Source organism: Mesorhizobium sp. M0088, assembly GCF_040322895.1.
In the GTDB taxonomy this organism is placed as follows: Bacteria; Pseudomonadota; Alphaproteobacteria; order Rhizobiales; family Rhizobiaceae; genus Mesorhizobium.
In genome coordinates this window covers 18942-43763 of record NZ_JAMYUI010000007.1, presented here as the reverse complement: position 1 = coordinate 43763, position 24822 = coordinate 18942, and the positions used below count along the sequence as shown (strand labels likewise).

Genomic DNA, 24822 nt, shown 5'->3' with positions numbered 1-24822 from the left:
GCTTGGTTATCGAATGGTTTTGGGTTAAGAGGGATCAGATCCCCGAACGGAACAGGAACCTCGGTCGCTTGGCGCTGAAAAGCGTGGCAGTATCGCGAGGTGATTCGCAGCACCGGACCCTATGGCAGGCATGGACGACAACAACGATCTCTTCGGCAATATGGACAAGCAGCCGCAGCCGGTTCGCACACCGGCGCGCCCGGCGGATCCGCTGGTGCAGGCCACCAAGCGTCCTGCCTCAATCAAGGATGGCAGCGAGGGCTATAGCGCTGCCGACATCGAGGTGCTGGAAGGGCTGGAGCCGGTGCGCCGCCGGCCAGGCATGTATATCGGCGGCACCGACGACAAGGCGATGCACCATCTGTTCGCCGAGGTCATCGACAATTCGATGGACGAGGCGGTAGCCGGCCATGCCACCTTCATCGATGTCGAGCTCTCGGCCGACGGCTATCTCGCCGTGACCGACAATGGCCGCGGCATCCCGATCGATCCGCACCCGAAGTTCAAAAAGCCGGCGCTCGAAGTGATCATGACGACGCTGCATTCGGGCGGCAAGTTCGACTCCAAGGTTTACGAGACATCAGGCGGCCTGCATGGCGTCGGCGTGTCCGTGGTCAACGCGCTGTCGGACCATCTCGAGGTCGAGGTCGCGCGGGGACGCCAGCTCTATCGGCAAAAATTCTCGCGCGGCGTTCCCGTGACCGGCCTGGAGCAACTGGGCGAAATCCACAACCGGCGCGGCACAAAGATCCGATTCCACCCCGACGAGCAGATTTTCGGCAAGGGCGCGGCGTTCGAACCGGCGCGGCTCTACCGCATGACGCGTTCGAAAGCCTATCTGTTCGGTGGTGTCGAGATCCGCTGGACCTGCGATCCGTCGCTGATCAAGGAAAAAGATCAGACACCGGCCAAGGCGGAATTCCATTTTCCCGGCGGCCTGAAGGATTATCTCAAGGCATCGCTCGGCGACGATTTCCAGGTGACTCGCGAAATCTTCGCCGGCAAGAGCGAGAAACAAGGCGGCCATGGCTCGCTCGAATGGGCGGTGACCTGGTTCGGCGGCGACGGCTTCATCAATTCCTACTGCAACACCATCCCGACCGGCGAAGGCGGCACCCACGAGGCCGGCTTCCGCAACGTGCTGACGCGGGGCCTGCGCGCCTATGCCGATCTCGTCGGCAACAAGCGCGCCTCGATCGTGACCTCGGAAGACGTCATGATCTCGGCGGCGGGCATGCTGTCGGTGTTCATCCGCGAGCCGGAATTCGTCGGCCAGACCAAGGACAGGCTGGCGACGATCGAGGCAATTCGAATTGTCGAGACCGCGATCCGCGATCCGTTCGACCATTGGCTGGCCGACAATCCGCAGGAAGCCTCGAAGCTGCTCGAATGGGTGATCGCGCGCGCCGACGAGAGGGTGCGGCGACGGCAGGAAAAAGAGGTGTCGCGCAAGAGCGCGGTGCGCAAACTGCGGCTGCCGGGCAAGCTCGCCGATTGCACGCAGAATGCCGCGGCCGGCGCTGAACTGTTCATCGTCGAAGGTGACTCGGCCGGCGGCTCAGCCAAGCAGGCGCGGGACCGCGCCAGCCAGGCCGTCCTGCCGCTGCGCGGAAAAATCCTCAACGTCGCCAGCGCCGGCAACGACAAGCTCGCCGGCAACCAACAGATTTCGGACCTGATCCAGGCGCTCGGCTGCGGTACGCGTTCGAAGTACCGCGATGAGGATCTGCGCTACGACCGCGTGATCATCATGACCGACGCTGATGTCGACGGCGCCCATATCGCCTCGCTGCTGATCACCTTCTTCTACCAGGAGATGCCGGCGCTGGTGCGTGGTGGCCACCTCTATCTGGCGGTGCCGCCGCTTTACTCGATCAGGCAAGGCGGCAAGGTCGCCTATGCCCGGGATGACGCGCACAAGGATGAGCTCCTGCGCACCGAATTCACCGGGCGCGGCAAGGTCGAACTCGGCCGCTTCAAGGGCCTGGGCGAGATGATGGCGGCCCAGCTCAAGGAAACCACCATGGATCCGAGGAAGCGCACGCTGCTCAGGATCGACGTGATCGACGCCGAGGCGGCGACCAAGGACGCCGTCGATGCGTTGATGGGCACCAAGCCGGAAGCCCGCTTCCGCTTCATCCAGGAACGCGCCGAATTCGCCGAGACGGAAGTGCTGGATATCTAGCCATCAGCCGGTTTAGCTTGCGCTTCTGATATGGAGACCAGCGTGTGATTGCGGCACGGCTGAAAGGCTATTTCGAAACCAGTTTGGCCGACCTGACGCAACCGACGCGGTCGGATTGGATTTTCGCTCTTCGCACCGTTTCAGCCGGGCTGATCGCACTGCTGGCCGCCTACGCCCTAAAACTCGACCACCCGCAATGGGCCATGATGACGGTGTTCATCGTCGCCCAGCCGGTTGCCGGCATGGTGCTGGCGAAGGGCTTCTACCGGCTGCTCGGCACGCTGGTCGGCGGCGTCGCGGCGATCGGCATCACCACCGTATTCGGCACCAACCCCTGGGTGCTGGTGACGGTGCTTGCCGTCTGGATCGGCATCTGCACCTTCGTCTCGTCGCTGCTGCGCAATCCGGAAGCCTATGGCGCCGCGCTCGCCGGCTACACCGCAATGATCATCGGCCTGCCCGCCTTCGGACAACCGCATCTCGTCGTCGACCTCGCGGTCGCGCGATGTGCCGAGATCGTGCTTGGCATTGTCTGCGCCGGCCTGACCAGCCGCCTGATCCTGCCAAAACTGGCCAGCGACGCCATCGTCTCGCGCCTGAAACGCTGTATCCTTGATCTTGCCACCTATGCCGGCGGTGCGTTCTCCGGCGGCGACCCGGCAACGCTGTCCACGCTGCACCGAAAGCTGATCACTGATGCCCAGACGCTCGGCGAGATGCGCGCCTATGCCAGGCTCGAGGCGCCGAGCTTCGCGCCGCGCGCCCATCCAGTCCGTCGCACCATCGGACAGCTGCTCTCGGCCCTGTCGGCGGCACGCGCGCTGCATTCGCACGCCGCCCCGAAGAATGCGGCGCTCATCCCGGTGCGCTCGGAACTGCAGTCGCTGGTCAGCGAGCTGGCGACCAAGCCCGGCGCGCTGGACGATACGGCGCTGTGGGTGGCTCGGCTCGATGCGATTTCCGGAAACGCCCGGCAAATGCCAGATGCCTCGACCGACCAGGGCGACGACAGGGTCGGCACCATCACCCGCCTGACCATCGCCGCCGATTTCGCCGAGGCGCTCAAGCAGGTGCTGCGCGGCCTCGACGCCCTGCGCGCGCCTGCCACGCGCCTGGCCAGGGGCAGCAAGCAGCCTGCGCTGGTGGTGCATCGCGATTACGCCGGCGCATCGCGTAACGCCTTGCGTGCTGCCCTTGCCACGCTGCTGGTCGCGGCCTTCTGGTTGACGACGAAATGGTCGGAAGCGGCCGGCACGGTCATCCTCGTTGCTGTCGTATCGAGCCTGTTTGCTGCTCGCCCCGACCCTGTGCAGGTCGCCTGGGGTTTCTTCAAGGGAACGCTGCTCGCTTTGCCCTTTGCCTTTCTCGTCGGCCAGATCGCGCTGCCCGCTTTGCCGGGCTTCGGCTGGTTCATGCTGTTTGTCGTGCCCATCCTTGTACCGACGGCGCTGGTCATGGCCAATCCACGCTATGTCGGCGTGGCGACGGCCTTCGCCATCAACTTCCTCGCCTTCCTGAGCCCGCACCAGGCGATGACCTACGATCCCGTACCCTTCTTCGCCGGGTCGGCGTCGATCCTGGTCGGCATCCTGCTGGCGATCGGTGTCTTCATCGTCGTGCTGCCAGCCGATCCGTGGCTCGCGGCCAACCGCATCGTGCGCGCCATGCGCGAGGATCTGGCGCGGCTTTGCCTGCATGAGCGGGTGCCGAGGCGCTCGGCCTTCGAGAGCCTCGCCTATGACCGCATCAACCAGCTGATGCCGCTGGTGCAGAACGCCGGCAGGAAGGGCGATGCGGTTCTGGGCGGCGGCGTCGCGGCCGTCACGGTCGGTCTGGAGATACTGCGGCTGCGCGATGCGAGCCAAGGCCATGCCATTCCATCCGAGACCGCGCTTTCGATCGCCAACTTCCTGAGGGGACTGGCGCGCGAACTGCTTTTCCGCGCCCGCGGCGATCCACAGACCTCGACCGTCGCCGTCGCCCGGCAGTACGCAGCGAACATCGCCGAGCGAAACGGCACCGGCGAATTGCTGCAAATCGCAGCATCGCTGCGCATCATCGCCGCGGCGATGGAGGATTTCCCGGACTTTTTCGCGAGGGATAAAGGCTAAGCCGCCGCTATCGCCAGTGCGTGGCCGCGTGCGTTTTCGCGCAGCGCTTCGAGATGGATCGACTTGACCAGCGTGGCAAGATCGCCTTCCGCGGACTGCCCGCCCACTTCCTTGAGCATCAGCCAGCTGACCTCTTGCACACCGGCGACGCGCTTGCCGTTGGCGACCTCGCGCCAGATCTTCAGCGCGCGCAGGATGATGGCATGGGTGACTGCGGCGAGGCCGGCGCTGCGGAACAACGCCTGCAACGCCACGTCGTGCCCGCCGGCCAGCAGCGCCCTCACCCGTTGTTCGGACTGCTGGCTGAGCGCGACCAGCGCCGAGCCGAAGAAATCGACCTTGCCATGCGCGATGGTGCGGATCAGAAAGCTCGCGGTAAGGTCGCCGCGCAGCCTGAGATGCTCGATCAGGGCCGCATGTTCTTCCTGGCGCGTGCCTTCTATCAGCGTCACCGAAGCCTTGACGCAGGCGTCGCGCATGACGCGGTCGGCTCGCGCCGCGCCCATCATCGCCATCACCAGTGGCGACGTTTTCAACATTTCGCCGAGCTTGACGAGCAGCATATGCCGACAGTCGGCCGGCAGCCTGATATCCGATATCAGCGCCTCGCGCACCAGCGGCAGGTGCCCATGCCGTTCGGCCATGCGGCGGAAGCTGAGCGAGGCGATGTCGGCGCCGCTGTTGGCGAGCAGCACGGCGCAGGCGTCCGCCTCGCCGATCTCGGCGATGGCCGCCGACAGCGCCATCGAGACGAGTGGCCGGTCGGCGATCAATTTCTGTGTCGCCTTCGGACTTGAGGCCACGCGGTTGATCAGGTCGGCGTCGGTGAGCAGCGGCGAGCGCGCCAGCACCACGCCGGCGACTTCCGGCTGGTCGGAGGCCAGCACGCTGATGATCTGCATTGGCGCGTGGTGGCTCATCGACAGCGCCTCGGCCATCGCCAGCCGCACCTTCGACGAGGCATCGTCGAGCAATAGCGTCAGCGCCGCCTCGGCGGCGCAACGGTCCTCGAAAGGCAATTCGGAATTGATATAGGCCCGGGCCAGAGCGCTCGCCGCCGCTGCACGCTCCGACACCTTGGCCGTGTAGATCCATTTCAGGAAATGCGAAACAACAACCATGCCCGTCTGCTTACGCCCCTTGTCAGAAGCTTCTGACCCCACTGACGACCGTAGGCAGAATTGGTTTACGAACCGTTCACCATGTTCATTAACTGGCTTGCGAGGCTGATTTGCAGCGCCTATCACCGTCAAGCACCTGAGGAGAAAGAAATGGCCGGGCTTTATCTCGAAGAGTTCGTTGTCGGCCATGTCTTCCAGCACACGCTGCGCAAGACCGTTACCGAAAGCGACAACATGCTGTTTTCGGTAATGACGCTGAACCCGCAGCCGCTGCATATCGACTTCGATTTCGCCGCCAAGAGCGAATGGGGCAAGCCGCTGGTCAACTCGCTGTTCACGCTCGGCTTGATGATCGGCATTTCGGTCAATGACATCACAGTCGGCACTACGGTCGCCAATCTCGGCATGAAGGAGACCGTGTTTCCGCATCCGGTCTTTCATGGCGACACCATCCGGGTCGAGACGACAGTCATCTCGGTGCGCGAATCCAGGTCGAAACCCGATCGCGGCATCGTCGAATTCGAGCATCGCGCCTACAACCAGCATGGCGATCTCGTCGCCAAATGCACCAGGCAAGCGATGATGCTGAAGAAGGCGATCTGACGCATGCGTTCGCTGCTGTTCGTCCCTGGCGATTCCCAGAGGAAACTGGAAAAAAGTTTTGGTGCCGGCGCCGACGTGATCATCGTCGACCTCGAAGATTCCGTGGCGCCGCACAACAAGGCGCTGGCGCGCGAGGTGGCGGCGCGCTTCATCCTGGAACGCAGGGCGCAAACCAGTTCAGCCATCTATGTCAGGGTCAATGACCTCACGACCGGGTTGACGGATGACGATCTGGCGGCGTTGGTGCCGTCACGACCCGACGGCATCATGCTGCCCAAGTCGAACAGCGGCCAGGATGTGCAGCATCTGTCGGCAAAGCTCAGGGTGCGCGAGGCCGAAAATGGCTTGGCCGACGGCGCGATCAAGATCCTGCCGATCATCACCGAAACGCCGGCAGGCGTGCTGGCGGCGGCGACCTATGCCGGGACAAGTGCGCGGCTTGCCGGCCTCACCTGGGGCGCTGAAGACCTGTCGGCGGAGATCGGTGCGCGCAGCGTCCGCGACGAGCATGGCCGCTACACGGACGTGTTCCGCCACGCTCGCACCATGACCATACTTGCCGCCGGTGCGGCGGAGGTCGCGGCGATCGACACTGTCTTCCCGAATTTTCGCGACATAGCGGCTTTCGAAGTGGAATGCACGGAGGCCGAGCGCGATGGCTTCACCGGCAAAATGGCGATCCATCCCGATCAGGTGCCGGTCATCAACGCCGCCTTCACGCCGTCGGCCGAGGCCGTGAGACAATCGGCAGCAATCGTCGCCGCGTTCGCGGCAGCGGGAAATCCCGGCGTCGTCGGCATTGACGGCAAGATGTACGACCGACCGCATCTGCGGCTGGCCGAACGGCTTCTGGCGCGCGCAAAAGCGGCAGGTGTTTCCGCCTGAGCGCCTGCTACCAAACCAATGGGATCAGGCGGTAACGGACCCGGGCCACATAGTCGTCATAGCCGCGCAGGCCGGTGCGAAGCGTCTTCTCTTCAATGAAGGTGCGGATGGCCAGGAGAACGACGATCACGAGTACCGACGCCAGCCCCCACCAGGAACCAAGCAGAAGTGCAGTGCCGGCGAAGAAAAGGATGGCGCCGGCGTACATCGGATGGCGGACGTAGCTGTAAGGCCCCGTGGAGATCACACGTTGTCCGCGTTCATCCTGGATCTTCACCACGGGCGCCGCGAAACTGTTCTCCAGCATCGTCAGATAGCAGATCCAGATTCCGAGCAGCAGGACGAGCGCGCCGACCACCTGCACCCAGACGGGAACCACGGACCAGCCGAAACGGACGTCGAACCCCATGAATATCTGCGAACCAAAGATGGCGAACAGTAGTATGGACAGCAGGACCTTGTCGGCCGTGTCCTGATTCTTCTGGATAGGAGAACTCAACCGCTCATTCATCAGGCCGGGATCGCGCCTTGCCAGCGCCACGCCCAAGGTGAGACTGAGCCCCACCATCCCCACCAGATAGACCCAGGCCCCCGGCCAGCGCAGCGTGCCGGCCGACAGGAAGAGCAAGGCGCCCATGGCGCCAAACCAGACGAATGTTTGGAGGACCAATTTCGCGATCATGATCGACCTTTCATGATATCCGCTCACTGCACTGGCAATTTCAGACCATTGGTCTACCATACCGACCAGCGGTCTGTAATTCAAGCGAACTGTGCAGAAGGTTCATCATGCCCCGTGTCATCAAGCATCCAGAGTTCAGGCGAGAAGAGCTTCTGGACCATGCCCAGACCCTTTTCCTGACGCAGGGCTATGACAAAGCGAGCCTCAACGACGTGATTGCGTCCGCCGGCGTCTCGAAGGGCGCCTTCTATCACTACTTCCCCTCCAAGGAGGCTCTTCTGGAAGCATTGGCCCATCGCTTTGCAAGACAGGCACTGGCTGGGGTGCAAGACATAATCGACGATCCGGACCTAGACCCGCTTGGCCGCCTGAATGGCCTGCTCAGCCAGTCGCGGCGGGCAAAGATCGAGACCGCGCCCGAAGCTTGGACTCTTTTCGAGACGATGTTTCGGCCTGAGAATCTGGTGCTTTTCCACCGTATCAATCTGGCCGCCAGCGCGTCGTTTTCACCTCTGCTGGTCAAGATCATCAGGCAAGGGATCGAAGACGGCACTTTCAGGACCTTCGATCCGGAAGGTGTTGCCGACATCGTCATGCAGTTCGGCATGGCCACGCATGACGTCGTTGCCAAGGCAATTGCCGGCGGCAGCGACGCCGACATGGAGATCGCGATCGAGGCCCTGGAGAAACGCGTCAGGCTCTACGAGATCGCTCTCGACCGCATACTGGGCCTGCCCGATGGAAGCATCCGGATCGGCGAGCCCGGCTATGTGCGCACCGTCATGACGGCCAGGCGGCGAAAGAGTGCCGGCAAGGCGCTGGCCAAGCCTGATATCTAGTCCTTGTCCCAGCGCGGCCGGCGCATCGAAAACACCTCGTCGACGCTGGCATAATCCATATAGCCGAGACGGGCGACATTGCCGGCCTTGGTGATGTCGAACAGGCCGTCTGTCAGGAAGGCGTCGTTGATGTGCACGCCGACCACTTCACCGGCAACAATCACAGCGCTTGTCGGCGATCCGTCCAGCGCCTTTGGCCGAAAGACTTCCGTCACCCGGCATTCGAGCGCGGCCGGCGCTGCCGCCACGCGCGGCGGCGCCACCAGCCGAGACGGCGCCATGGCAAGATCGGCATAGACGAACTCGTTGACGCCGCGCGGAGCATTGACCGATGTGCGGTTCATCTTCTCCGCGAGATCGCGGCTGACGAGATTGGCGACGAACTCGCCTGTCTCCTGGGCGAAGGAGGCGCTGTCCTTCTCGCCTTCGGAGGAGAACCAGACGATGAAAGGCCGCGTCGAAACGGCATTGAAGAAGGAGTATGGCGCGAGGTTGATCTCACCAGCCCTGTTCAGTGTCGAAATCCAGCCGATCGGACGCGGCGCCACGATCGCCTTCGAAGGGTCATGCGGCAGGCCGTGGCCCTTTGAGGGTTCGTAGAACATTCAGCCCGCCCACGGCCCCGAATAGTCACTGTACAGCTTTGCCGGATCGGGCCGGGGCCGCTCCGGTGCCGGGCCGGCATAGGAGCCGATATGGATGAAGCCGATGACCCGCTCCTGCGGCGCCAGCCCCAGCAGCGCCCTGCCCTCCGGCACATCCGAATACCAGTTGCTGATCATGTTGGTGCCATAGCCCAGCGCATTCGCTGCTATCATCAGGTTCATCGCCGCCATGCCGCCCGACAGGAACATTTCCCATTGCGGGATTTTTGGATTCTCCCTGGGAATCGACACAACGCCGATCACCAGTGGCGCGCGCGAGAATCGCGCCAGTTCCTGGTTGCGGCGGCCTTCGGACAAGGGACCTTCCCGCTGCTCTGCAAGCGCTGCCAGTTGGCTGCCGATCTCGACGCGGGCGTCGCCACGGTAGAGGATGAAGCGCCAGGGCTCCAACCGGCCATGGTCGGGCACCCGGGAGGCAGCGGCGATCATCGTGGCGATCTCCGCATCGCTCGGCGCCGGCTCCTTCAAATCGGGGATCGGTGCGGAGTTTCGGGTGAGCAGGAAGTCGATGATCGGCGACGCCATGGGCGCAAGTCTCCTGGACATTCTGTTTTGAGCTGAAGCGCACCATCGGGGATTCGGGCGGCTCGGGCATTGGCGCGGGATACGCCGGAGGGAAGAGTCGTTTCAACTCTTAAGCCTTGAAATTGCCACCGCCATGGGCTTCAACGCAAGGCATGTTTGAGGGGACTGTCCGTCTTTTCCTGGTCTGGCTCGGCGCGCTGATATTCATGGCGCCGGTTTCGCTTGCCGTGGCGCAGAACGTCGACGGTGTCACCGACCTGAAGCTTCCGGGAATTTCGAGCTACGCGACGCCGAAAGGCGAGACGTCACTGGCGCTGAGCGGCGGCGGCGCCATCACATTGTCCGCCCAACTAACCGACAAGGGTTCCGACATCACGCGCGGCATCGTCTGGCGGGTTTTCAAGCCCGAAGCCGTCAACGGCAAATTGCCGATGGTTGCCTCCTCCCATGGCGGCACCGCCGTCTTCCAGCTCGAACCCGGCAGCTATCTGGTTCACGCCTCCTACGGCCGGGCCGGCGCCACCAAGCGCATCACTGTCGGCAAGGACGCCAAGCGCGAAAGTCTCGTGCTCGACGCCGGCGGCCTCAAGCTCGACGCAGTGCTGTCCGGCGGCGTGCGCATTCCACCAAAGAAGCTGCGATTTTCGATCTACGAAGGCACCGCCGAGGCCAATGGCGACCGCGCGCTGATCATTCCCGATGTCGAGCCCAACAGCGTCGTGCGGCTCAACGCCGGCATCTATCACGTCGTCTCGACCTATGGCGCAGTCAACGCGGTCATCCGCTCCGACATCCGTGTCGAGGCCGGCAAGCTGACCGAAGCCACCGTCGAGCACCACGCCGCCGAGATCACCATGAAGCTGGTGCGCGAAACCGGTGGCGAGGCGATCGCCGACACATCCTGGTCGCTGCTCAACGAATCGGGCGATCCGATCAAGGAAACCGTCGGCGCCTTCGCCTCGATGGTGCTGGCCGAGGGCGACTACACCATCATCGCCAAGAACCGCGACCGCATCTATCAGAAGGATTTTACGGTCGTGGCCGGGCAGAACCAGGAGATCGAGGTTCTGGCCACCGAGGCCGCGGCGATGGATCCCGAAGAAGGCGCGGACTAACCTTCCGCGGCAGGTTTCCTGTTTTCAGGCTGCCATCTTGGTCCGCGCTGGCAGGAACGGAATCCGGCGGCGCGCCACGATTGGCGCCAGATCGAACACGCCGCGATACAGCCGGTCGAGCAATGCCTTGCGGTCGCGCAACGGCTCCAACTCGCTCCAGCTCAGCACATCGCCGACGCGCACGTCTATCGCCTTGCCGGACAGCCGCGCGAATTCGTGGATGAGCAGCGACGTGCGCAGCGTCAGCGAGGCCTTGCCGACGAATTTCGCCACCCGGCCGTCGCGCTCGGCCATGTTCATCGGCCCGCTGACCAGATGGAACAGCCTGCCGTTCTGCCCGGAAAAATGCATCGGGATGACCGACGCCCTGGCGTCCTGGACGAGACGGGCGGGAAACATCTTCCACGGCAAGTCGCGTGCCTGGCCAAAGCCCTTCGGCGCGGTGGCGACACCGCCGGCCGGAAACACCACGATGGTGACGCCTTCCTTCAACAGCCGCACCGCCTCATGGCGCACGGCCATGTTGTTCTTCAGCGCGTCCTTGGTCTCGGAAAAGTCGATTGGCAGCGAGTAAGGCTCCATCTCGCGGATCTTGAGCAGGTCCTTGTGAATTATCACCCGGAACGGGCGTCCGAGCTGCTCGACCAACGACAGCACGGCAATGCCGTCACCAATGCCGAACGGATGATTGGCGACGATCACCAGCGGCGTGTTCGGCAACTGTGCCGGCGGCCACTGATCCGATGTCCGCACGCGGACGTCGATCAGTTCGAGCATACGGCTGAACACGCGTTCGCCTGTCGGCACGACCTGGCGGCGCCAGAAATCATAAAGTGCTGTGTAGCGGTCGCGGCCCGACAGGCCTTCGACCGAATGAATGAACCAGCGTGTCAGCGCCGGCTGGCGCGGATTGGCATAGGAAAGCTCGGGAAAGGGTCGTTCGCGCAATTTCAGCTTGAGCATGAGGGCTCGTTACAAGGTCGGCGTGACAGGGATATGAAGTAACCGATGTTCCGCCCCCACCGGCACTGGCCCGATGAGGTCAAGGCGCGGAGGCGAGAGCGTCTTGGCGGCCCGACGGTGGTTTGCTACACGAATCTCATGATCATACGACCAGAAAACGCCCATGACATTGCAGAAATCCGCGCGCTGGTCACCACCGCTTTCGACGGTGCGCCATACAGCGCTGGAACGGAGGGAGCCATTGTTGACGCCCTGAGAGCGGGAGGCGCGTTGACGGTTTCCTTGGTGGCAGAACAAGAGTGGTGAGATCGTTGGTCATGTCGCCTTCTCTTCAGTCAAGATCGACGGCACCGAAGTCAATTGGTACGGTCTCGGGCCAGTTGCAGTGCGACCTGACCGACAGCGGCAAGGCGTCGGTGTTCAGCTAATAGAAGCTGGACTTGACCGGATAAAATCGCTTGGCGCGGCTGGATGCGTGGTTCTAGGCGATCCCGGCTACTATTCCCGATTTGGGTTCAAGGCCGACCCCAGTCTGAGGTTTCCAGACGTTCCGCCGGAGTATTTCCAATGTTTGGATTTTGGCCCTGACGCTCGGCAAGGCGTCGTCCTTTATCATCCGGCTTTTTACGGAGCCTAATCCACTTCACAAGGCGTGGTGGTCGCGTCTTCAAGGCAGCGCGTCCTGGCAATCAACCCGATGGTCGCCGACAAGGTGTGAAGGACATACCGCCTACTATGAAAATGGCGGTGGATCGCTCCACCGCCATTTGGTCGAAACCATGCCAATCAAGCCGCGCGTTTGCGCCGGCGGTCGGGTGTAACAGCTTCCTCGGTCAGTTGCGCGATCGCCTGGTCGAGGCCAAGCGATTCCTGGTCGCGCGAGCCCAGCCGGCGCATGTTGACGGTCTGCTCTTCCGCCTCGCGCTTGCCGCAGACGAGGATGACCGGAACCTTGGCTAGGCTGTGCTCGCGGACCTTGTAGTTGATCTTCTCGTTGCGCAGATCCGCTTCCGCCAACAGCCCTGCGGCCTTCAGCTTTGCCACCACCTCGGTCGCATAGCCGTCGGCATCCGACGTGATCGTCGCCACCACCACCTGCAGCGGCGCGAACCACAGCGGGAAATGGCCGGAATAGTTCTCGATCAGGATGCCGAGGAAGCGCTCCATCGAGCCGCAGATCGCGCGGTGCACCATCACAGGCTGCTTCTTCTCGGAATCGGAGCCGATATAGAAGGCGCCGAACCGTTCCGGCAGGTTGAAGTCGACCTGCGTCGTGCCGCACTGCCATTCGCGGCCGATGGCATCCTTGAGCACATATTCGAATTTCGGGCCGTAGAAGGCGCCCTCGCCCGGATTGATCGAGGTCTTGATGCGATTGCCGGACCGTGTCCTGATCGTCTCCAGCACGCTCCCCATGATCGCCTCGGCATGATCCCAGGCTTCGTCGGTGCCGACGCGTTTATCGGGCCGCGTCGACAGCTTGACGCTGATTTCGTCAAAACCGAAATCAGCATAGGTCGACAGGATCAGATCGTTGATGCGCAAGCACTCCGCGGCCAGCTGCTCCTCGGTGCAGAAGATGTGCGCATCGTCCTGCGTGAAGCCGCGAACGCGCATCAGCCCGTGCAGCGCGCCCGACGGCTCGTAGCGGTGCACATTGCCGAATTCCGCAAGCTTTACGGGAAGATCGCGATAGGACTTCAACCCATGCTTGAAAATCTGCACATGGCCCGGACAGTTCATCGGCTTCAGCGCGAAGACCCGGTCGTCATCGGTGTCGTCGCCGGCGACCGTCACCTTGAACATGGCGTCGCGATACCAGCCCCAATGGCCTGACGTCTCCCACAGGCTCTTGTCGAGCACCTGCGGCGCGTTGACCTCCTGATAGCCCTGCTCGTCGAGGCGGCGGCGCATGTAGTTGACCAGGTTCTGGAACATCTTCCAGCCCTTGGCATGCCAGAAGACGACGCCCGGTCCCTCTTCCTGGAAATGGAACAGGTCCATCTCGCGGCCGATCTTCCTATGGTCGCGCTTCTCGGCCTCCTCCAGCATCATCTGGTAGGCTTCGAGCTGCGCCTGATCAGCCCAGGCCGTGCCGTAGATGCGGGTCAGCATCGGGTTGTTCGAATCACCGCGCCAATAGGCGCCGGCCACCTTCATCAGTTTGAAGGCATTGCCGATCTGCCCGGTCGAGGCCATGTGCGGGCCACGGCAGAGGTCGAACCAGTCGCCCTGCGCGTAGATCTTGAGATCCTGATCCTCGGGAATGGCGTCGATCAACTCCAGCTTGTAGCGTTCGCCCTTGTCGGCAAACACTTTTTTCGCCTTGTCGCGCGACCAGACTTCCCTGGTGAACGGCTTGTTGCGCGCGATGATCTCACGCATCTTCTTCTCGATCACCGGAAAATCGTCGGGCGTGAACGGCTCGTTACGGGCGAAGTCGTAGTAGAACCCGTTCTCGATCACCGGCCCGATGGTCACCTGCGTTCCCGGCCATATCTCCTGCACGGCTTCCGCCAGCACATGGGCCGCGTCGTGGCGGATCAGCTCCAGCGCGCGCGGGTCGTCGCGGGTGACGATCTCGACCTTGCCGGACTTGCCGAGCGGATCGCTGAGATCGCGAACCGTGCCGTCGATCGCATAGGCGACCGCCTTCTTGGCCAGCGATTTGGAGATCGATTCGGCGAGGCCAGCACCGGTCATCGCCGCGTCATATTCGCGGACGGAGCCATCGGGAAATGTCAGGGAAACGGAATTCAGCATATATATCTCCTATCCAGTCCCGCAAACGAGCGCGGGTGGTTGAAATGCATGTCGCCCAAAAGTGTATGGCGGTTTTGGGTTACGACATGCATAGGGAAAAGCCGGATGCGTCCGGCAGCGGCTGTCTTTTATGGACAGATTCCGCCGCCGTAAAGCCCGGCTCAAATGTCAGCGTTCATTTGATGAGGAGCGGCAAATCCTTCAGGAACGCAGCCCGGGTCTTGAGGCCCTTTGGCATGTCCGTACGGTTGGCATCGACGACAAGCCGCGCAAAGACGATCTGGCGGCCATCCTTGTTCGCCCATCCGACGAACCAGCCAAGCGAGCGCTTGTCCTGGACCTTGTCGGCGTCGTTGCGCAGCCTGGTGCTGCCGGTCTTGCCTTGCACCGTCCAATCCCCGGCCTGGAAGGTCGGGATGATGGCTGATGTCATGTCGTAGGCCTTGGCCGAGACAGGCAGCTTGCGGGCCAGCAGCTTGCGCAGGAATTCGACCTGCTCGACCGGCGTGATCTTGAGCGAGGAATTCACCCAGGACTTGGTCAAACCATCATTCTTGCCGGGATTACCGGAAACATCGGCATTGCCGTAGTCGAATTTCGAGACATAACCGGCAAAACTCTCAGACCCAAGCCGGCGGGTGATTTCCCGGGAAAACCACAGGATCGAATCTCGCTCCCAGACCACCGGATCGACGGTCTTCTGATCCCGCTTCACCGCGCTGAATTCAGGCTTGTAATCCCAGCTCGGCGTGTGCTCGTCGCTCAGGATCCCGCTGTCATAGCCGATCAGCGACAACGGCACCTTGAACGTCGACGCCGGGCTGAACCGCTGGTCGCACACCCCGTCCTGGTAAAGCGTCTTGCCGCTCGCCGCATCGGCGATCACCGTGCACTGCACGTCCCCCAGCGGCGCCGATTGCGCGCGCAACGGAAATCCCAGCAGCCAGGCGAGCAGGAACAGTATCCCGGCAAAGATGAAGGGAAGACGGTCGAAATTGCGCATTTGTCTGCTCGCTCAAGAGGGGGGTTCGCGAGCGGCTTAGCGAGGTCTCTTGTCTCGATTTTGTCTCAAATGCGCAGTCTTTGTGCAGGCTGTTGTTAACCCTACCGGATCGTAAACGGGCAGAGCCGCCGGTACCTGACCGACGCGATCACCCCTGCGCTTCGCCGCGCTTGCTGCCGATCCGCCAGTACCGCCATGGCGTGAACCAGACATAACGATCCTCCAGCACCTCCGGCACGCGGTCGATGCCATGCGTGCCGAATGGCCCGCAGCGCAGCACACGGAACAATCCCATCCAGCCGCCGGCCCACAGGCCATGGCGGGCGATCGCCTCATGGGCATATTCCGAACAGGTCGGCAGATGCCGGCAGGTATTGCCGACAAAGCCCGACAGCGTCAGCTGATAGAGGCGCACGAGCGACGTGCCGAGGAGACGGCCCGGCGTCTTGCGCCATGGACCGGGCCAGTTGCGGCCGCGTTTCGGCGGCCTGGCGATATGCGCATGCCCATGCTGGTCGCGCACCACAGTCTCCGTATCGCGTTTCCCAGGCGATAGATGTGAGCTTCCACTGGAGAACGCAATCCCCACTCCTTGTGCGCACTCAGTCGTCACGGGCGGAACGGCGAAACGGCTGCCTGTCAGGCGAAGACGCCCACCGGCCACGACTGGTCGGCTCTTCGTAACGCTTTTCATGCTGTCTTCTGTCACGCCATTGAAACGTTGCGATCCGCATGACATCGCCAAAGATGCTCAGCAACTGGATCATGGTCGGTCTCCTTTGACATGGATTAGACCGCCGCTGGCCTTCGCCTTCAAACGAGTATAATTTCCACTTCGGATAATCCTGGGTTATGCGAAATGAAGCGTGGGCGCCTGCCGCTGACGGCATTGAGGAGCTTCGAGGCGGCGGGCCGGCATCTGAGCTTCAGCCGGGCCGCCGAGGAGCTTTTCGTCTCGCAGGCGGCGATCAGCCGGCAGATCCGGGAACTCGAAACCTTCCTGCGCCAACCCTTGTTCGAACGTCACCATCGCCGTGTCGAACTGACCGACACCGGGCGGCGTCTGCTGGAGCAGCTTGTCAGAAGTTTCGACGCCATCGATACCTTGCTTGGAGAACTGGTGGCGACACCGGCGCAGTCCGTGGTCCGCGTCAGTGTCGAGCCGTCGCTTGCATCCGTGTGGCTGGTGCCGCGGCTCAACCGGTTTCGCCAATTGCGGCCTGACATCGACGTCTCGCTCGAGGTCGACCCAAGGCTGATCGAGTTCCGCAGCGATCAGCCGGAGCTTGCCTTGCGCTTCAGCGCGCATGCCACCTCGTGGCCGCGCAGTCAGGCTGAGCGGCTTGCCTCGACGGTCGATTCGCCGGTCCTGTCGCCGGCGCTGCTTGCCTCTGGCCCTGCCCTCGACAGGCCGATCGATCTTGGTCGCTACACGCTCTTGCACGAGGAGAACCGCCAGGGCTGGGCGCGCTGGTTCGAAGCGGCCGGCGTGCCCGCCGACGCCATACCGGCGCGCGGGCCGATGCTGGCGGATGCGTCGCTTTCAAAGCAGGCCGCCTTGCTCGGACATGGCGTGGCCTTGGGCGATCTCTTGCAGATCGGCGCGGAAATCGCATCCGGCGCGCTGGTCAAGCCGTTCGACATCGACGTCGCATCCGGCGCCTATTGGCTGGTGGCCAGAAACTTGCGCGACCTCTCGGAACCGGCCGCCGCGTTCGCCGACTGGCTCAGAAGCGAATTTGCCGAAAGCAGGCGGGTGCTGGAAGCGCAGGCTTGAACCTTCCGGCCGGGCCCGCTACTTGGCCTTCTTGCGGTATTTTTCGAAGAGTTTGTCGAGCGTATCCGCGGCCGGAAGCTCGCCCGGTGAGTCTTCTCCCGGGTTGAATGTGAGGATGACATCGCGCCACATATTAGTGGGCAGCATATGATGTCAGCCTGGGAAATGGCGCGCAGCGTGCGATGGCCCGGACAGCGGACTCGGCAACCTTGTCCGGCGGCGTCGTCACAGGACCGAGGATTTTTGGCGGGCCTGCGAGTGACCCGTCCTTGTTCAGACTGATCTGGACGCGTGCAATGCTGTGGGTGTTTGCAGGCATGTTCCAACAATGCTGGATTGCCTTCATGAGATAGTCGCCGATATCGCGCTCGACCGCTACGTCTGCCCGGCTCGGGGTCCCGCCCAACGCGAGTGAGCCAGCAAGGCTCCCGGCAAACACCAGGCTTTGGTAGCCAAACCCCAAGGTCAGGCCGCTTCTTCGGCGCGCTTCTTCTCGATCTGGCCGATGGCGTCGACCACGGCATCGAAAGTCAGCATGGTCGAAGCGTGCCGCGCCTTGTAGTCGCGCACCGGCTCCAGATATCTGAGGTCGGCGAAGCGACCGTCCGGCGGGGCGCCATTTTCCTTGAGCATCTTCAGCATGGTGTCGCGCACCGCGCGCAATTCCTCAGCACTCGCGCCGACGACATGCTGCGCCATGATCGATGACGACGCCTGGCCGAGCGCACAGGCTTTCACGTCATGGGCAAAGTCCGTGACCAGGCCGTCCTGCATCTTGAGGTCGACGGTGACCGTGGAACCGCATAGCTTGGAGTGAGCCTTGGCGGTCGCGTCAGGATGATCGAGACGGCCGATGCGGCCAATGTTCCCGGCAAAACCGAGAATTTTCGCGTTGTAGACCTCGTTTATCATTATTTTCCAATCCGTCGCCGCCAAGCGAACAGCGATTGCCGCTGTCGTGTCTTCCTTTCGCTCGCTATGACCTTATATAATGCTGGCAGTCCGGTATCGACAAGAACGACGAAAGCCAATGTCCTTGCCGGGAAGTTCACGCCACTTACGGGGCTGGAAACGGGGCGAGTTTCCGACACCGAAAGGTCGTGGTCCGTTCAACTCGTTCCTCCGCCGAGAGGGACTACGGGAGACGCCTTTATGGATGCCGTCATCAAGAAGCTCATGCCACAGTCAGCCTATATGGAAAAGCCGGTCACCGACCGGCCAAGCGAAGCCGAAGTCGAAGCCGCCGTGCGCACGCTTTTGCGCTGGACCGGCGACAATCCGGACCGCGAAGGGCTGGTCGACACGCCGAAGCGGGTGGCAAAGGCCTATCGCGAAATGTTCGGCGGCTACGACATGTGCCCGGCGGACGAGCTCGGCCGCACCTTCGAGGAGGTCGCCGGCTACGATGACCTGGTCATCGTCAAGGACATAACATTCCATTCGCATTGCGAGCACCACATGGTGCCGATCATCGGCAAGGCACATGTCGGCTATCTGCCGGATGGCAAGGTTGTCGGCCTGTCCAAGATCGCCCGCGTCGTCGATATCTTCGCCCACCGCCTGCAGACCCAGGAGGCGCTGACGGCGCAGATCGCCGGCGTCATCCAGGACGTGCTCAATCCGCGCGGCGTCGCCGTCATGATCGAGGCCGAGCACATGTGCATGGCCATGCGCGGCATCCGCAAGCAGGGTTCAACTACGCTGACCTCGACCTTCACCGGCGTCTTCAAGGATACGCCCGAAGAGCAGGTTCGTTTCGTGACCATGGTGCGTGGCGGCGGGATCTGAATGGCCCTCGCCGGCCATCAGACCATGATCCCGAAAAGTGGAGACCGGTTTTCGGACAAGATCATGGTCAACGAGGAAAATGGACCGGCGATGTCGGCACTGGAATTTCCAAAAGCTCCGTCGGACAAGAAAGCGCTCGAGGAAGGCGCGGTGTTCTCGCCGCGCTTCGATGCAGCCGGGCTGGTCACGGTCGTCGTCACCGATGCCGGAGACGGCATGCTGTTGATGGTTGCGCATATGAATGCGCAAGCACTGGCACTGACGCTGGAGACCGGCATCGCCCACTACTGGTCGCGCTCGCGCAACGTGCTTTGGAAAAAGGGCGAAACATCAGGCAATTTTCAGCATGTCGTCGAGATGCTCACGGATTGTGACCAGGATGCCATATGGTTGCGCGTCAAAGTGTTGGGCCACGACGCAACCTGTCACACCGGCCGGCGTTCATGCTTTTATCGGACGGTGGGGCTGGTCGATGGCAAGGGGACGCTTGCCGGCGACGGCAGCAAGCCGCTGTTCGATACGGAAAACACGTATCGGAAACCACCAGCTTGAACCTTCTGCCTGACACCAACCACACAGATTCATCATTTCGATACGGCCCGCTCGTATAGTAGCCGTGGGACAAGGGAGATCATGATGCTCGAGTGGGCGTCATTGCGTAACAGACCAGATGTCAGGGAGGCCAACGGCCTATCCTCGTCAGGCGGCGCGTCCGAAACGAACTCCCAGAAGAAAACAGCCATTTCGCTCGCCTTGGGTGGCGGTTGCGCCCGCGGCTGGGCGCATATCGGCGTGCTGCGCGCGCTCGACGAAGCCGGCATCGAAGTGTCGATGATCGCCGGCACCTCGATCGGCGCGTTGGTCGGCGGCTGCTATCTCGCCGGCAAACTGGACGAGCTCGAAGAATTCGCCCGCAGCCTGACCAAGCGACGCATCTTCGGCCTGCTCGATCTCAATTTGCGCGGCAGCGGCCTGTTCGGCGGTATGAAGCTCGATGCAAGGCTCCGCGAGCACATGGCCGGCATTCGTTTCGAGGACCTTGCCAAGCCGTTCGTCGCGGTCACCTCCGAGATCCGCACCGGCCACGAAATCTGGCTGTCGAGCGGCTCATTGATCACCGCCATGCGCGCCTCCTACGCGCTGCCCGGCGTGTTCGAGCCGGTGAATTGCAACGGCCGCGTGCTGGTCGACGGCGCGCTGGTCAACCCGGTACCGGTATCGGTCTGCCGCGCCTATGAGCAGCCGCTCGTCGTGGCGGTCAACCTTCACTATGATCTGTTCGGCCGCGCCGCCGTCATCAAGCACAGCGCCGGCGAGCTGGTCGTTGAAAAGGACGCGCCGCGGCCTGGTCAGATCGACGCCGAGCGCCAGTCGCATCAGACGCGGCTCGGCATCACCGGCGTCATGGTCGAGGCCTTCAACATCATTCAGGACCGCATTTCGCGCGCCAGGCTTGCCGGCGACCCGCCTGACATGTCGCTGCAGCCGAAGCTCAGCCATATCGGCCTGACCGAATTCCACCGCGCCGACGAGGCGATCAACCTCGGCTATCAGGCGACGATGGCGCAGATCGGCGAACTGACCCGGCTGCAGACCGTTCTCGCCTGATCAAAGCCTACGCACGAGCCGCATCGGTGATGCGAAACTGCACGGTGCGGTTGCCATTCCAGTAGTTGCCTGACAGCGAACCGGCGACGTGGATCGTCTTGCCCCGGTTCTTGAACAGGAATTCGCCAAGTGCGGTATCGACAGCGCGAAAGGCGATCGCCTGGATGCGGCCGCCGCTTTCCGATTGCAGTTCGACGCGGATGTGGTTGGTGCCGACCGGCCGCGCATCGGCCAATCGGTGGCGCGGCAACGCGAAAACAGGGGCCACGTGCCCGGCACCGAAGGGCCCGGCCTGTTCCAGCGCGTCGAGCAGGCTGAGCGTCGCGCCTTCAGCGGCAAGTGCGCCGTCTATGGCCAGGCTTTCCTCGCCCTGCAGGCGAAACACGTCGGCTGCCGCCCGTTCTTCGAAAAACGCCCTGAGTTCGCCAAGCCTTGCCCGCTCCACGGTGATGCCCGCCGCCATGCCATGGCCGCCGCCCTTGACGATCAGACCGGCAACGGCCGCCTCGCGCACCAGCCGGCCGAGGTCGAAACCCGAGACCGAGCGGCCCGAACCGGTGCCGATGCCCACAGCATTGAACGCGATGGCGAAGGCGGGCCGCCGGGCATGATCCTTCAATCGCGAAGCGAGCAGGCCGACAATACCCGGATGCCAGCTGTTGGAGGCGGTGACGACGATAGCCGGGCCATTGCCGCCGGCGAGCTCTGCATCGGCCTCGACGCGCGCCGCCGCGAGCATCTCCTGCTCCATCAACTGCCGTTCCTGGTTGAGCCGGTCGAGCGTCTCGGCAATGGTGCGCGCCTCGACCGGGTCGTCGGTCGCAAGCAGCCGGCTACCAAGTGCGGCATCGCCGATGCGTCCGCCGGCATTGATGCGCGGGCCGATCAGATAGGCCAGATGGAAAGTGCTGATCGGCTCGCCGATGCGCGACACGCGTGCCAGTGCCGCCAACCCTTCATTTTTCTGCTGGCGCGCCATCTGCAGCCCCTTGACCACGAAGGCGCGGTTGACGCCGGTCAGCGGCACCACGTCACAGACTGTGGCCAATGCCACGATATCAAGCAGCGAAAGCAGGTCCGGCGGCGTAGCATCGGCCATGCGGCCGCGCAGGATCCTGGCCGTCTGCACAAGGGCGAGGAAGACCACGCCGGCGGCACAGAGATGGCCCTGCCCGGAAAGGTCGTCGTCGCGATTGGGATTGACGACGGCAATTGCCGCCGGCAAGGCACCGCCGACCTGGTGGTGGTCGAGCACCACGACATCGGCCCCAGCCTCGTTGGCGGCATCGATGGAAACGGCGCTGTTGGTGCCGCAATCGACAGTGACGATCAGTGTCGCGCCACGCGAAACAAGTTCGCGCATGGCATCCGGGTTGGGCCCATAGCCCTCGAAAATACGATCCGGAATGTAGATTTCCGACGGCACCGAGAAATGCGTGAGGAACCGCTTCAGCAAGGCCGACGAGGCGGCGCCGTCGACATCATAGTCGCCGAAGATCGCCACCTTTTCCTTGGCCATCACCGCGGCGGCGATGCGGGCCGCCGCCCTGTCCATGTCGGTCAGCGATGCCGGATCCGGCAGAAGATCGCGGATCGTCGGGTCGAGAAACCGCTCGGTCTGTTCGGCGGTAACACCACGGCCGGCAAGCACCCGCGCGACGATGTCGGGCACGCCATGGCCTTGCGCGATGGCGAGCGCAATCATGTCCTGGCGTTCTGTCAGCCGATGTTCCCAGGAAACCCCTGATACTGACTGCCTGACATCGAGGAAGAGGCGTTTTTCGCCGGTCATACGCTTTGCCAACTCATCGTTGGCCGCACGATAATGCATGTCGCCCATAAGTGGGCAGCGGTTTTGGGGCGACGACCTGCATTGGCAACAATTTTAAGCGCGTCGCGTTCACGCGACGCTCTATAGGCCAAAGGCAGGCAAAGCCAAGCGATTCACGGGTGTGCGCCGTCCCGGAATAGGTCAAGAAAACTACGCTTTCCGCTTTTCAGCCTGGCGCCGAAGCCATTCGTCGGCCGCATCGCCCATCGTCTTTTCCACACCGTCCTTGAGCCAGGCCATGAAAGGCCGGTCGAACCTGAATGCATCGCCGCATTCCCGGATGAGAAAGCGACGCACATTCTGGGTGTTGCGATAGAACTTTGTGATGGCGGTGGCACGCGAAATCGGATCCGCATGCCAGTCGAACGGTTTCATCGTCAAATCCTTGCAGCCAGCATCGGATGCGCCCGAATGGCTAGCAATTGCAAGGTGGCTTCGCAAGCGAGCGTCAGAACTTATCCAGATCCTGATGGCGGGCCTTGATCTCGCGCACCGTCCGCGACGACGAGCGCAGCACGATCGTGTGGGTGGTGATGTAATTGTGGCCGAACTTGACGCCAGCCAGCATGTTGCCGTCGGTGACACCGGTGGCCGCGAACAGCACATCGCCGCGCGCCATGTCCTCCGTCCGATAGACCCGTTTCGGATTGGAAATACCCATCTTTGCCGCGCGAGCAACCTTTTCCGGCGTGTCGAGGATCAGCCTGCCTTGCATCTGGCCGCCGGTGCAGCGCAGCGCGGCAGCGGCCAGCACGCCCTCTGGTGCGCCGCCAGTGCCGAGATAGATGTCGATGCCGGTTTCTTCCGGATCCGTGGTGTGGATGACGCCGGCGACATCGCCATCGCCGATCAGCCGGATCGCGGCACCCGTGGCGCGCACGGCATCGATCAGCCTGGCATGACGTGGCCGGTCGAGAATGCAGGTGGTGATATCCGATATGGCCACGCCCTTCGCCCTGGCGAGGCTGGCGATGTTCTCAGCCGCCGAGGCGTCGATGTCGATGACGCCGTCCGCATAGCCCGGGCCGATGGCGATCTTGTCCATGTAGACGTCGGGCGCAAACAGCAGGCTGCCCTTTTCGGCGATCGCGATGACCGCGAGTGCATTGGGCAGGTTCTTGGCGCAAATCGTCGTGCCTTCGAGCGGATCGAGCGCGATATCGACGGCCGGACCTTTGCCGGAGCCGACTTCCTCGCCGATGTAGAGCATCGGCGCCTCGTCGCGCTCGCCTTCGCCGATCACCACAGTGCCCTTGATGGCAAGCCGGTTGAGTTCCTGGCGCATGGCGTCGACTGCGACCTGGTCGGCCGCCTTTTCGTCGCCGCGCCCGCGCAGCCTGGCGGCCGCGACGGCGGCTCGTTCGGTGACGCGCACCAGTTCCATGGTGAGTATCCGGTCAAGGCCGGCGACGATGTTCTGGGCCACATTCATCTGGTGATTTCCTCGTTGGCAATGCGGCCTCCCGCCGGAGGCGGGCCTGTTTTGTCAAACGAGCATGACAACGGCAAGACCCATCAAGGATTTTATCGAATATATAACAATATCAATCGATTAAACCGTATCCCGAAAATAAGACTGGCCCGATCGCCATGCGCCGGGCCAGTCTTAAAACGGTGAAATGGCGGCGTTCGCGGCTAGAAAACCGCGAGGTATTTGAGCAGTGAAATGATGCCGATGATGATGACGATCACCTGAACTATCTGCCTCATTCGGCCATCGAGCGGCAGGCGTTGAACCAGATAGAGAACAAGGATGATGACGAGGAATGTGATCAGGATGCCGATCAATGCTGATGAAGCCATGGTGCCCTCCTTAAAAGTGATGTGCTGAAAACAAGCGAGTGGGCCGGAAGCCCGGCCCTATCGCGTTGCGGTCAATACCAGCGGCGGGAGGTATCGTTCGTCGATTGACCAATGGCGAAGCCGGCCAGAAAGCCGAGCAGGCCGATCACGCCGACCAAAGCTGTCGTCGTACCTGGATTTTCACGCGCGACCTCTGAAACAGCCTGAGCCTGGCTGCGCAGCTGTTGCGCCGTACGCGAAGCGCGGCTCGCGGCCGTGTCGTACAACTCGGACGCCTGTTCGCCGGCGTCGTCGAGCATCTCCGCGCCCCGCGCCGAAATGCTCTTGTTGATCTTGGTGATCTCCTTGCGCAAATCGGCAATCTGCTTTTCCAGCGTCTTCTGGATGTCGTCGATATTAGGGGTGTCGGACTTGTTGGTATCGGCCATGAAGCGGTTCCTCTGGTTGCTGACCAAGAGAACGGCGACGACACCAATTCGTTCCCGCGTGGCGGCTGTCCCCACCAGACCAGACCTCAATGCCTGCGGGATTCCTGTCCCGCAGGGCCTATCGGGC

The 24822-nt window shown here is 62.6% G+C and carries 26 protein-coding genes and 1 pseudogene; 11 read left to right on the top strand and 16 right to left on the bottom strand.

The window, feature by feature from the left end; translation table 11 throughout:
• The first annotated feature begins 130 nt into the window (after positions 1-130).
• Together parE and NKJ67_RS10290 are read left to right on the top strand one after the other, a co-directional pair.
• Positions 131-2185: a DNA topoisomerase IV subunit B gene (parE, locus tag NKJ67_RS10295; RefSeq protein WP_127270722.1), complete on the top strand. Its 2055-nt coding sequence runs from the start codon at positions 131-133 to the stop codon at positions 2183-2185.
• A gap of 44 nt (positions 2186-2229) precedes the next feature.
• On the top strand, positions 2230-4296 hold the full coding sequence (locus NKJ67_RS10290; RefSeq protein WP_352581263.1) for an FUSC family protein: 2067 nt from the start codon (positions 2230-2232) through the stop codon (positions 4294-4296).
• Here the strand turns inward: NKJ67_RS10290 and NKJ67_RS10285 are convergent.
• Complete coding sequence (locus tag NKJ67_RS10285) at positions 4293-5417, bottom strand: DUF2336 domain-containing protein (protein WP_352581262.1); 1125 nt, start codon at positions 5415-5417, stop codon at positions 4293-4295. The two genes, NKJ67_RS10290 and NKJ67_RS10285, sit on opposite strands and share 4 nt — an antisense overlap.
• Positions 5418-5567: 150 nt before the next feature.
• Here NKJ67_RS10285 and NKJ67_RS10280 point away from each other — a divergent pair, with 150 nt between their 5' ends.
• Both NKJ67_RS10280 and NKJ67_RS10275 read left to right on the top strand, forming a co-directional pair.
• Positions 5568-6020: a MaoC family dehydratase gene (locus NKJ67_RS10280; RefSeq protein ID WP_023810497.1), complete on the top strand. Its 453-nt coding sequence runs from the start codon at positions 5568-5570 to the stop codon at positions 6018-6020.
• Positions 6021-6023: 3 nt separating this feature from the next.
• Positions 6024-6905: an HpcH/HpaI aldolase/citrate lyase family protein gene (locus NKJ67_RS10275; protein ID WP_352581261.1), complete on the top strand. Its 882-nt coding sequence runs from the start codon at positions 6024-6026 to the stop codon at positions 6903-6905.
• Between the two features lie 7 nt (positions 6906-6912).
• On the opposite strand, the gene NKJ67_RS10270 is transcribed toward NKJ67_RS10275, so the two are convergent.
• Entirely contained in the window at positions 6913-7587 is a 675-nt protein-coding gene (locus tag NKJ67_RS10270) for a methyltransferase family protein (RefSeq protein ID WP_352581260.1), read from the bottom strand.
• Positions 7588-7694: 107 nt separating this feature from the next.
• Between NKJ67_RS10270 and NKJ67_RS10265 the strand changes: the two genes are divergently transcribed.
• Positions 7695-8426, top strand: coding sequence for a TetR/AcrR family transcriptional regulator (locus NKJ67_RS10265; protein WP_127270168.1), 732 nt, complete (start codon positions 7695-7697; stop codon positions 8424-8426).
• On the opposite strand, the gene NKJ67_RS10260 is transcribed toward NKJ67_RS10265, so the two are convergent.
• On the bottom strand, positions 8423-9031 hold the full coding sequence (locus NKJ67_RS10260) for a flavin reductase family protein (RefSeq protein WP_128308059.1): 609 nt from the start codon (positions 9029-9031) through the stop codon (positions 8423-8425). The genes NKJ67_RS10265 and NKJ67_RS10260 overlap by 4 nt on opposite strands.
• Positions 9032-9616 (bottom strand): nitroreductase family protein, encoded by a 585-nt coding sequence (locus tag NKJ67_RS10255; protein ID WP_128308058.1) that lies wholly within the window; start codon positions 9614-9616, stop codon positions 9032-9034.
• Positions 9617-9768: 152 nt separating this feature from the next.
• On the opposite strand from NKJ67_RS10255, the gene NKJ67_RS10250 reads away from it, so the two are divergent.
• A complete protein-coding gene (locus tag NKJ67_RS10250; protein WP_127270173.1) occupies positions 9769-10731 on the top strand; it encodes an RgsD C-terminal domain-containing protein in 963 nt (320 codons plus the stop codon).
• Positions 10732-10755: 24 nt separating this feature from the next.
• Here the strand turns inward: NKJ67_RS10250 and NKJ67_RS10245 are convergent, their stop codons facing one another.
• A complete protein-coding gene (locus NKJ67_RS10245; protein ID WP_127301673.1) occupies positions 10756-11694 on the bottom strand; it encodes a lysophospholipid acyltransferase family protein in 939 nt (312 codons plus the stop codon).
• Positions 11695-11832: 138 nt separating this feature from the next.
• Between NKJ67_RS10245 and NKJ67_RS10240 the strand changes: the two are divergent.
• Positions 11833-12331 (top strand): annotated as a pseudogene (locus NKJ67_RS10240) (GNAT family N-acetyltransferase).
• Between the two features lie 149 nt (positions 12332-12480).
• Here the strand turns inward: NKJ67_RS10240 and thrS are convergent.
• The 4 genes from thrS to NKJ67_RS10220 form a co-directional block, all read right to left on the bottom strand.
• Positions 12481-14457 carry a threonine--tRNA ligase gene (thrS, locus tag NKJ67_RS10235; RefSeq protein ID WP_127267642.1) on the bottom strand — a complete coding sequence of 659 codons (1977 nt, stop codon included), beginning with the start codon at positions 14455-14457 and terminating at the stop codon, positions 12481-12483.
• Positions 14458-14632: 175 nt separating this feature from the next.
• Positions 14633-15460, bottom strand: coding sequence for a class D beta-lactamase (blaOXA, locus tag NKJ67_RS10230; RefSeq protein WP_127267643.1), 828 nt, complete (start codon positions 15458-15460; stop codon positions 14633-14635).
• A gap of 148 nt (positions 15461-15608) precedes the next feature.
• Positions 15609-15983, bottom strand: a complete 375-nt coding sequence (gene yidD, locus NKJ67_RS10225; protein WP_127267644.1) for a membrane protein insertion efficiency factor YidD — start codon at positions 15981-15983, stop codon at positions 15609-15611.
• Between the two features lie 79 nt (positions 15984-16062).
• Positions 16063-16227 carry a hypothetical protein gene (locus NKJ67_RS10220; RefSeq protein ID WP_127267645.1) on the bottom strand — a complete coding sequence of 55 codons (165 nt, stop codon included), beginning with the start codon at positions 16225-16227 and terminating at the stop codon, positions 16063-16065.
• Positions 16228-16319: 92 nt separating this feature from the next.
• On the opposite strand from NKJ67_RS10220, the gene NKJ67_RS10215 reads away from it, so the two are divergent.
• The gene (locus NKJ67_RS10215; RefSeq protein ID WP_352581259.1) at positions 16320-17237 is read left to right on the top strand and encodes a LysR substrate-binding domain-containing protein; all 918 of its coding nucleotides are present in this window, start codon (positions 16320-16322) and stop codon (positions 17235-17237) included.
• Between the two features lie 133 nt (positions 17238-17370).
• Here the strand turns inward: NKJ67_RS10215 and tolA are convergent, their stop codons facing one another.
• On the bottom strand, positions 17371-17676 hold the full coding sequence (tolA, locus tag NKJ67_RS35120; protein ID WP_502905197.1) for a cell envelope integrity protein TolA: 306 nt from the start codon (positions 17674-17676) through the stop codon (positions 17371-17373).
• A gap of 26 nt (positions 17677-17702) precedes the next feature.
• On the bottom strand, positions 17703-18149 hold the full coding sequence (locus tag NKJ67_RS10210; protein WP_127267647.1) for an iron-sulfur cluster assembly scaffold protein: 447 nt from the start codon (positions 18147-18149) through the stop codon (positions 17703-17705).
• 240 nt (positions 18150-18389) lie between these two features.
• On the opposite strand from NKJ67_RS10210, the gene folE reads away from it, so the two are divergent.
• The 3 genes from folE (at position 18390) to NKJ67_RS10195 (ending at position 20633) form a co-directional block, all read left to right on the top strand.
• Complete coding sequence (gene folE, locus NKJ67_RS10205) at positions 18390-19025, top strand: GTP cyclohydrolase I FolE (protein WP_027036853.1); 636 nt, start codon at positions 18390-18392, stop codon at positions 19023-19025.
• A gap of 90 nt (positions 19026-19115) precedes the next feature.
• Positions 19116-19577, top strand: a complete 462-nt coding sequence (gene hisI / locus NKJ67_RS10200) for a phosphoribosyl-AMP cyclohydrolase (protein WP_352581360.1) — start codon at positions 19116-19118, stop codon at positions 19575-19577.
• A gap of 84 nt (positions 19578-19661) precedes the next feature.
• Complete coding sequence (locus NKJ67_RS10195; protein ID WP_127267650.1) at positions 19662-20633, top strand: patatin family protein; 972 nt, start codon at positions 19662-19664, stop codon at positions 20631-20633.
• 7 nt (positions 20634-20640) lie between these two features.
• Here the strand turns inward: NKJ67_RS10195 and recJ are convergent, their stop codons facing one another.
• The 5 genes from recJ to NKJ67_RS10170 form a co-directional block, all read right to left on the bottom strand.
• Positions 20641-22425: a single-stranded-DNA-specific exonuclease RecJ gene (recJ, locus tag NKJ67_RS10190; protein WP_352581258.1), complete on the bottom strand. Its 1785-nt coding sequence runs from the start codon at positions 22423-22425 to the stop codon at positions 20641-20643.
• A gap of 189 nt (positions 22426-22614) precedes the next feature.
• Positions 22615-22839, bottom strand: coding sequence for a DUF6434 domain-containing protein (locus tag NKJ67_RS10185; protein ID WP_352581257.1), 225 nt, complete (start codon positions 22837-22839; stop codon positions 22615-22617).
• Positions 22840-22912: 73 nt separating this feature from the next.
• The gene (gene glpX, locus NKJ67_RS10180; RefSeq protein ID WP_127271399.1) at positions 22913-23896 is read right to left on the bottom strand and encodes a class II fructose-bisphosphatase; all 984 of its coding nucleotides are present in this window, start codon (positions 23894-23896) and stop codon (positions 22913-22915) included.
• Between the two features lie 203 nt (positions 23897-24099).
• Positions 24100-24267, bottom strand: coding sequence for a Thivi_2564 family membrane protein (locus tag NKJ67_RS10175; RefSeq protein WP_013531988.1), 168 nt, complete (start codon positions 24265-24267; stop codon positions 24100-24102).
• A gap of 71 nt (positions 24268-24338) precedes the next feature.
• The gene (locus tag NKJ67_RS10170; protein ID WP_127379827.1) at positions 24339-24695 is read right to left on the bottom strand and encodes an ElaB/YgaM/YqjD family protein; all 357 of its coding nucleotides are present in this window, start codon (positions 24693-24695) and stop codon (positions 24339-24341) included.
• Between the last annotated feature and the right edge of the window lie 127 nt (positions 24696-24822).

Excerpts from the sequence above, each read along its gene's own strand:
- NKJ67_RS10245 (WP_127301673.1), bottom strand. The coding sequence starts at position 11,694 with ATGCTCAAGCTGAAATTGCGCGAACGACCCTTTCCCGAGCTTTCCTAT.
- NKJ67_RS10195 (WP_127267650.1), top strand. The coding sequence starts at position 19,662 with ATGCTCGAGTGGGCGTCATTGCGTAACAGACCAGATGTCAGGGAGGCC.
- NKJ67_RS10210 (WP_127267647.1), bottom strand. The coding sequence starts at position 18,149 with ATGATAAACGAGGTCTACAACGCGAAAATTCTCGGTTTTGCCGGGAAC.
- thrS (WP_127267642.1), bottom strand. The coding sequence starts at position 14,457 with ATGCTGAATTCCGTTTCCCTGACATTTCCCGATGGCTCCGTCCGCGAA.
- NKJ67_RS10185 (WP_352581257.1), bottom strand. The coding sequence starts at position 22,839 with ATGAAACCGTTCGACTGGCATGCGGATCCGATTTCGCGTGCCACCGCC.
- NKJ67_RS10175 (WP_013531988.1), bottom strand. The coding sequence starts at position 24,267 with ATGGCTTCATCAGCATTGATCGGCATCCTGATCACATTCCTCGTCATC.
- NKJ67_RS10275 (WP_352581261.1), top strand. The coding sequence starts at position 6,024 with ATGCGTTCGCTGCTGTTCGTCCCTGGCGATTCCCAGAGGAAACTGGAA.
- NKJ67_RS10285 (WP_352581262.1), bottom strand. The coding sequence starts at position 5,417 with ATGGTTGTTGTTTCGCATTTCCTGAAATGGATCTACACGGCCAAGGTG.
- NKJ67_RS10260 (WP_128308059.1), bottom strand. The coding sequence starts at position 9,031 with ATGTTCTACGAACCCTCAAAGGGCCACGGCCTGCCGCATGACCCTTCG.
- NKJ67_RS10215 (WP_352581259.1), top strand. The coding sequence starts at position 16,320 with ATGAAGCGTGGGCGCCTGCCGCTGACGGCATTGAGGAGCTTCGAGGCG.
- recJ (WP_352581258.1), bottom strand. The coding sequence starts at position 22,425 with ATGACCGGCGAAAAACGCCTCTTCCTCGATGTCAGGCAGTCAGTATCA.
- parE (WP_127270722.1), top strand. The coding sequence starts at position 131 with ATGGACGACAACAACGATCTCTTCGGCAATATGGACAAGCAGCCGCAG.
- NKJ67_RS10280 (WP_023810497.1), top strand. The coding sequence starts at position 5,568 with ATGGCCGGGCTTTATCTCGAAGAGTTCGTTGTCGGCCATGTCTTCCAG.
- NKJ67_RS10265 (WP_127270168.1), top strand. The coding sequence starts at position 7,695 with ATGCCCCGTGTCATCAAGCATCCAGAGTTCAGGCGAGAAGAGCTTCTG.
- NKJ67_RS10250 (WP_127270173.1), top strand. The coding sequence starts at position 9,769 with ATGTTTGAGGGGACTGTCCGTCTTTTCCTGGTCTGGCTCGGCGCGCTG.
- folE (WP_027036853.1), top strand. The coding sequence starts at position 18,390 with ATGGATGCCGTCATCAAGAAGCTCATGCCACAGTCAGCCTATATGGAA.
- hisI (WP_352581360.1), top strand. The coding sequence starts at position 19,116 with ATGTCGGCACTGGAATTTCCAAAAGCTCCGTCGGACAAGAAAGCGCTC.
- NKJ67_RS10170 (WP_127379827.1), bottom strand. The coding sequence starts at position 24,695 with ATGGCCGATACCAACAAGTCCGACACCCCTAATATCGACGACATCCAG.
- NKJ67_RS10270 (WP_352581260.1), bottom strand. The coding sequence starts at position 7,587 with ATGATCGCGAAATTGGTCCTCCAAACATTCGTCTGGTTTGGCGCCATG.
- NKJ67_RS10220 (WP_127267645.1), bottom strand. The coding sequence starts at position 16,227 with ATGATCCAGTTGCTGAGCATCTTTGGCGATGTCATGCGGATCGCAACG.
- glpX (WP_127271399.1), bottom strand. The coding sequence starts at position 23,896 with ATGAATGTGGCCCAGAACATCGTCGCCGGCCTTGACCGGATACTCACC.
- NKJ67_RS10255 (WP_128308058.1), bottom strand. The coding sequence starts at position 9,616 with ATGGCGTCGCCGATCATCGACTTCCTGCTCACCCGAAACTCCGCACCG.
- blaOXA (WP_127267643.1), bottom strand. The coding sequence starts at position 15,460 with ATGCGCAATTTCGACCGTCTTCCCTTCATCTTTGCCGGGATACTGTTC.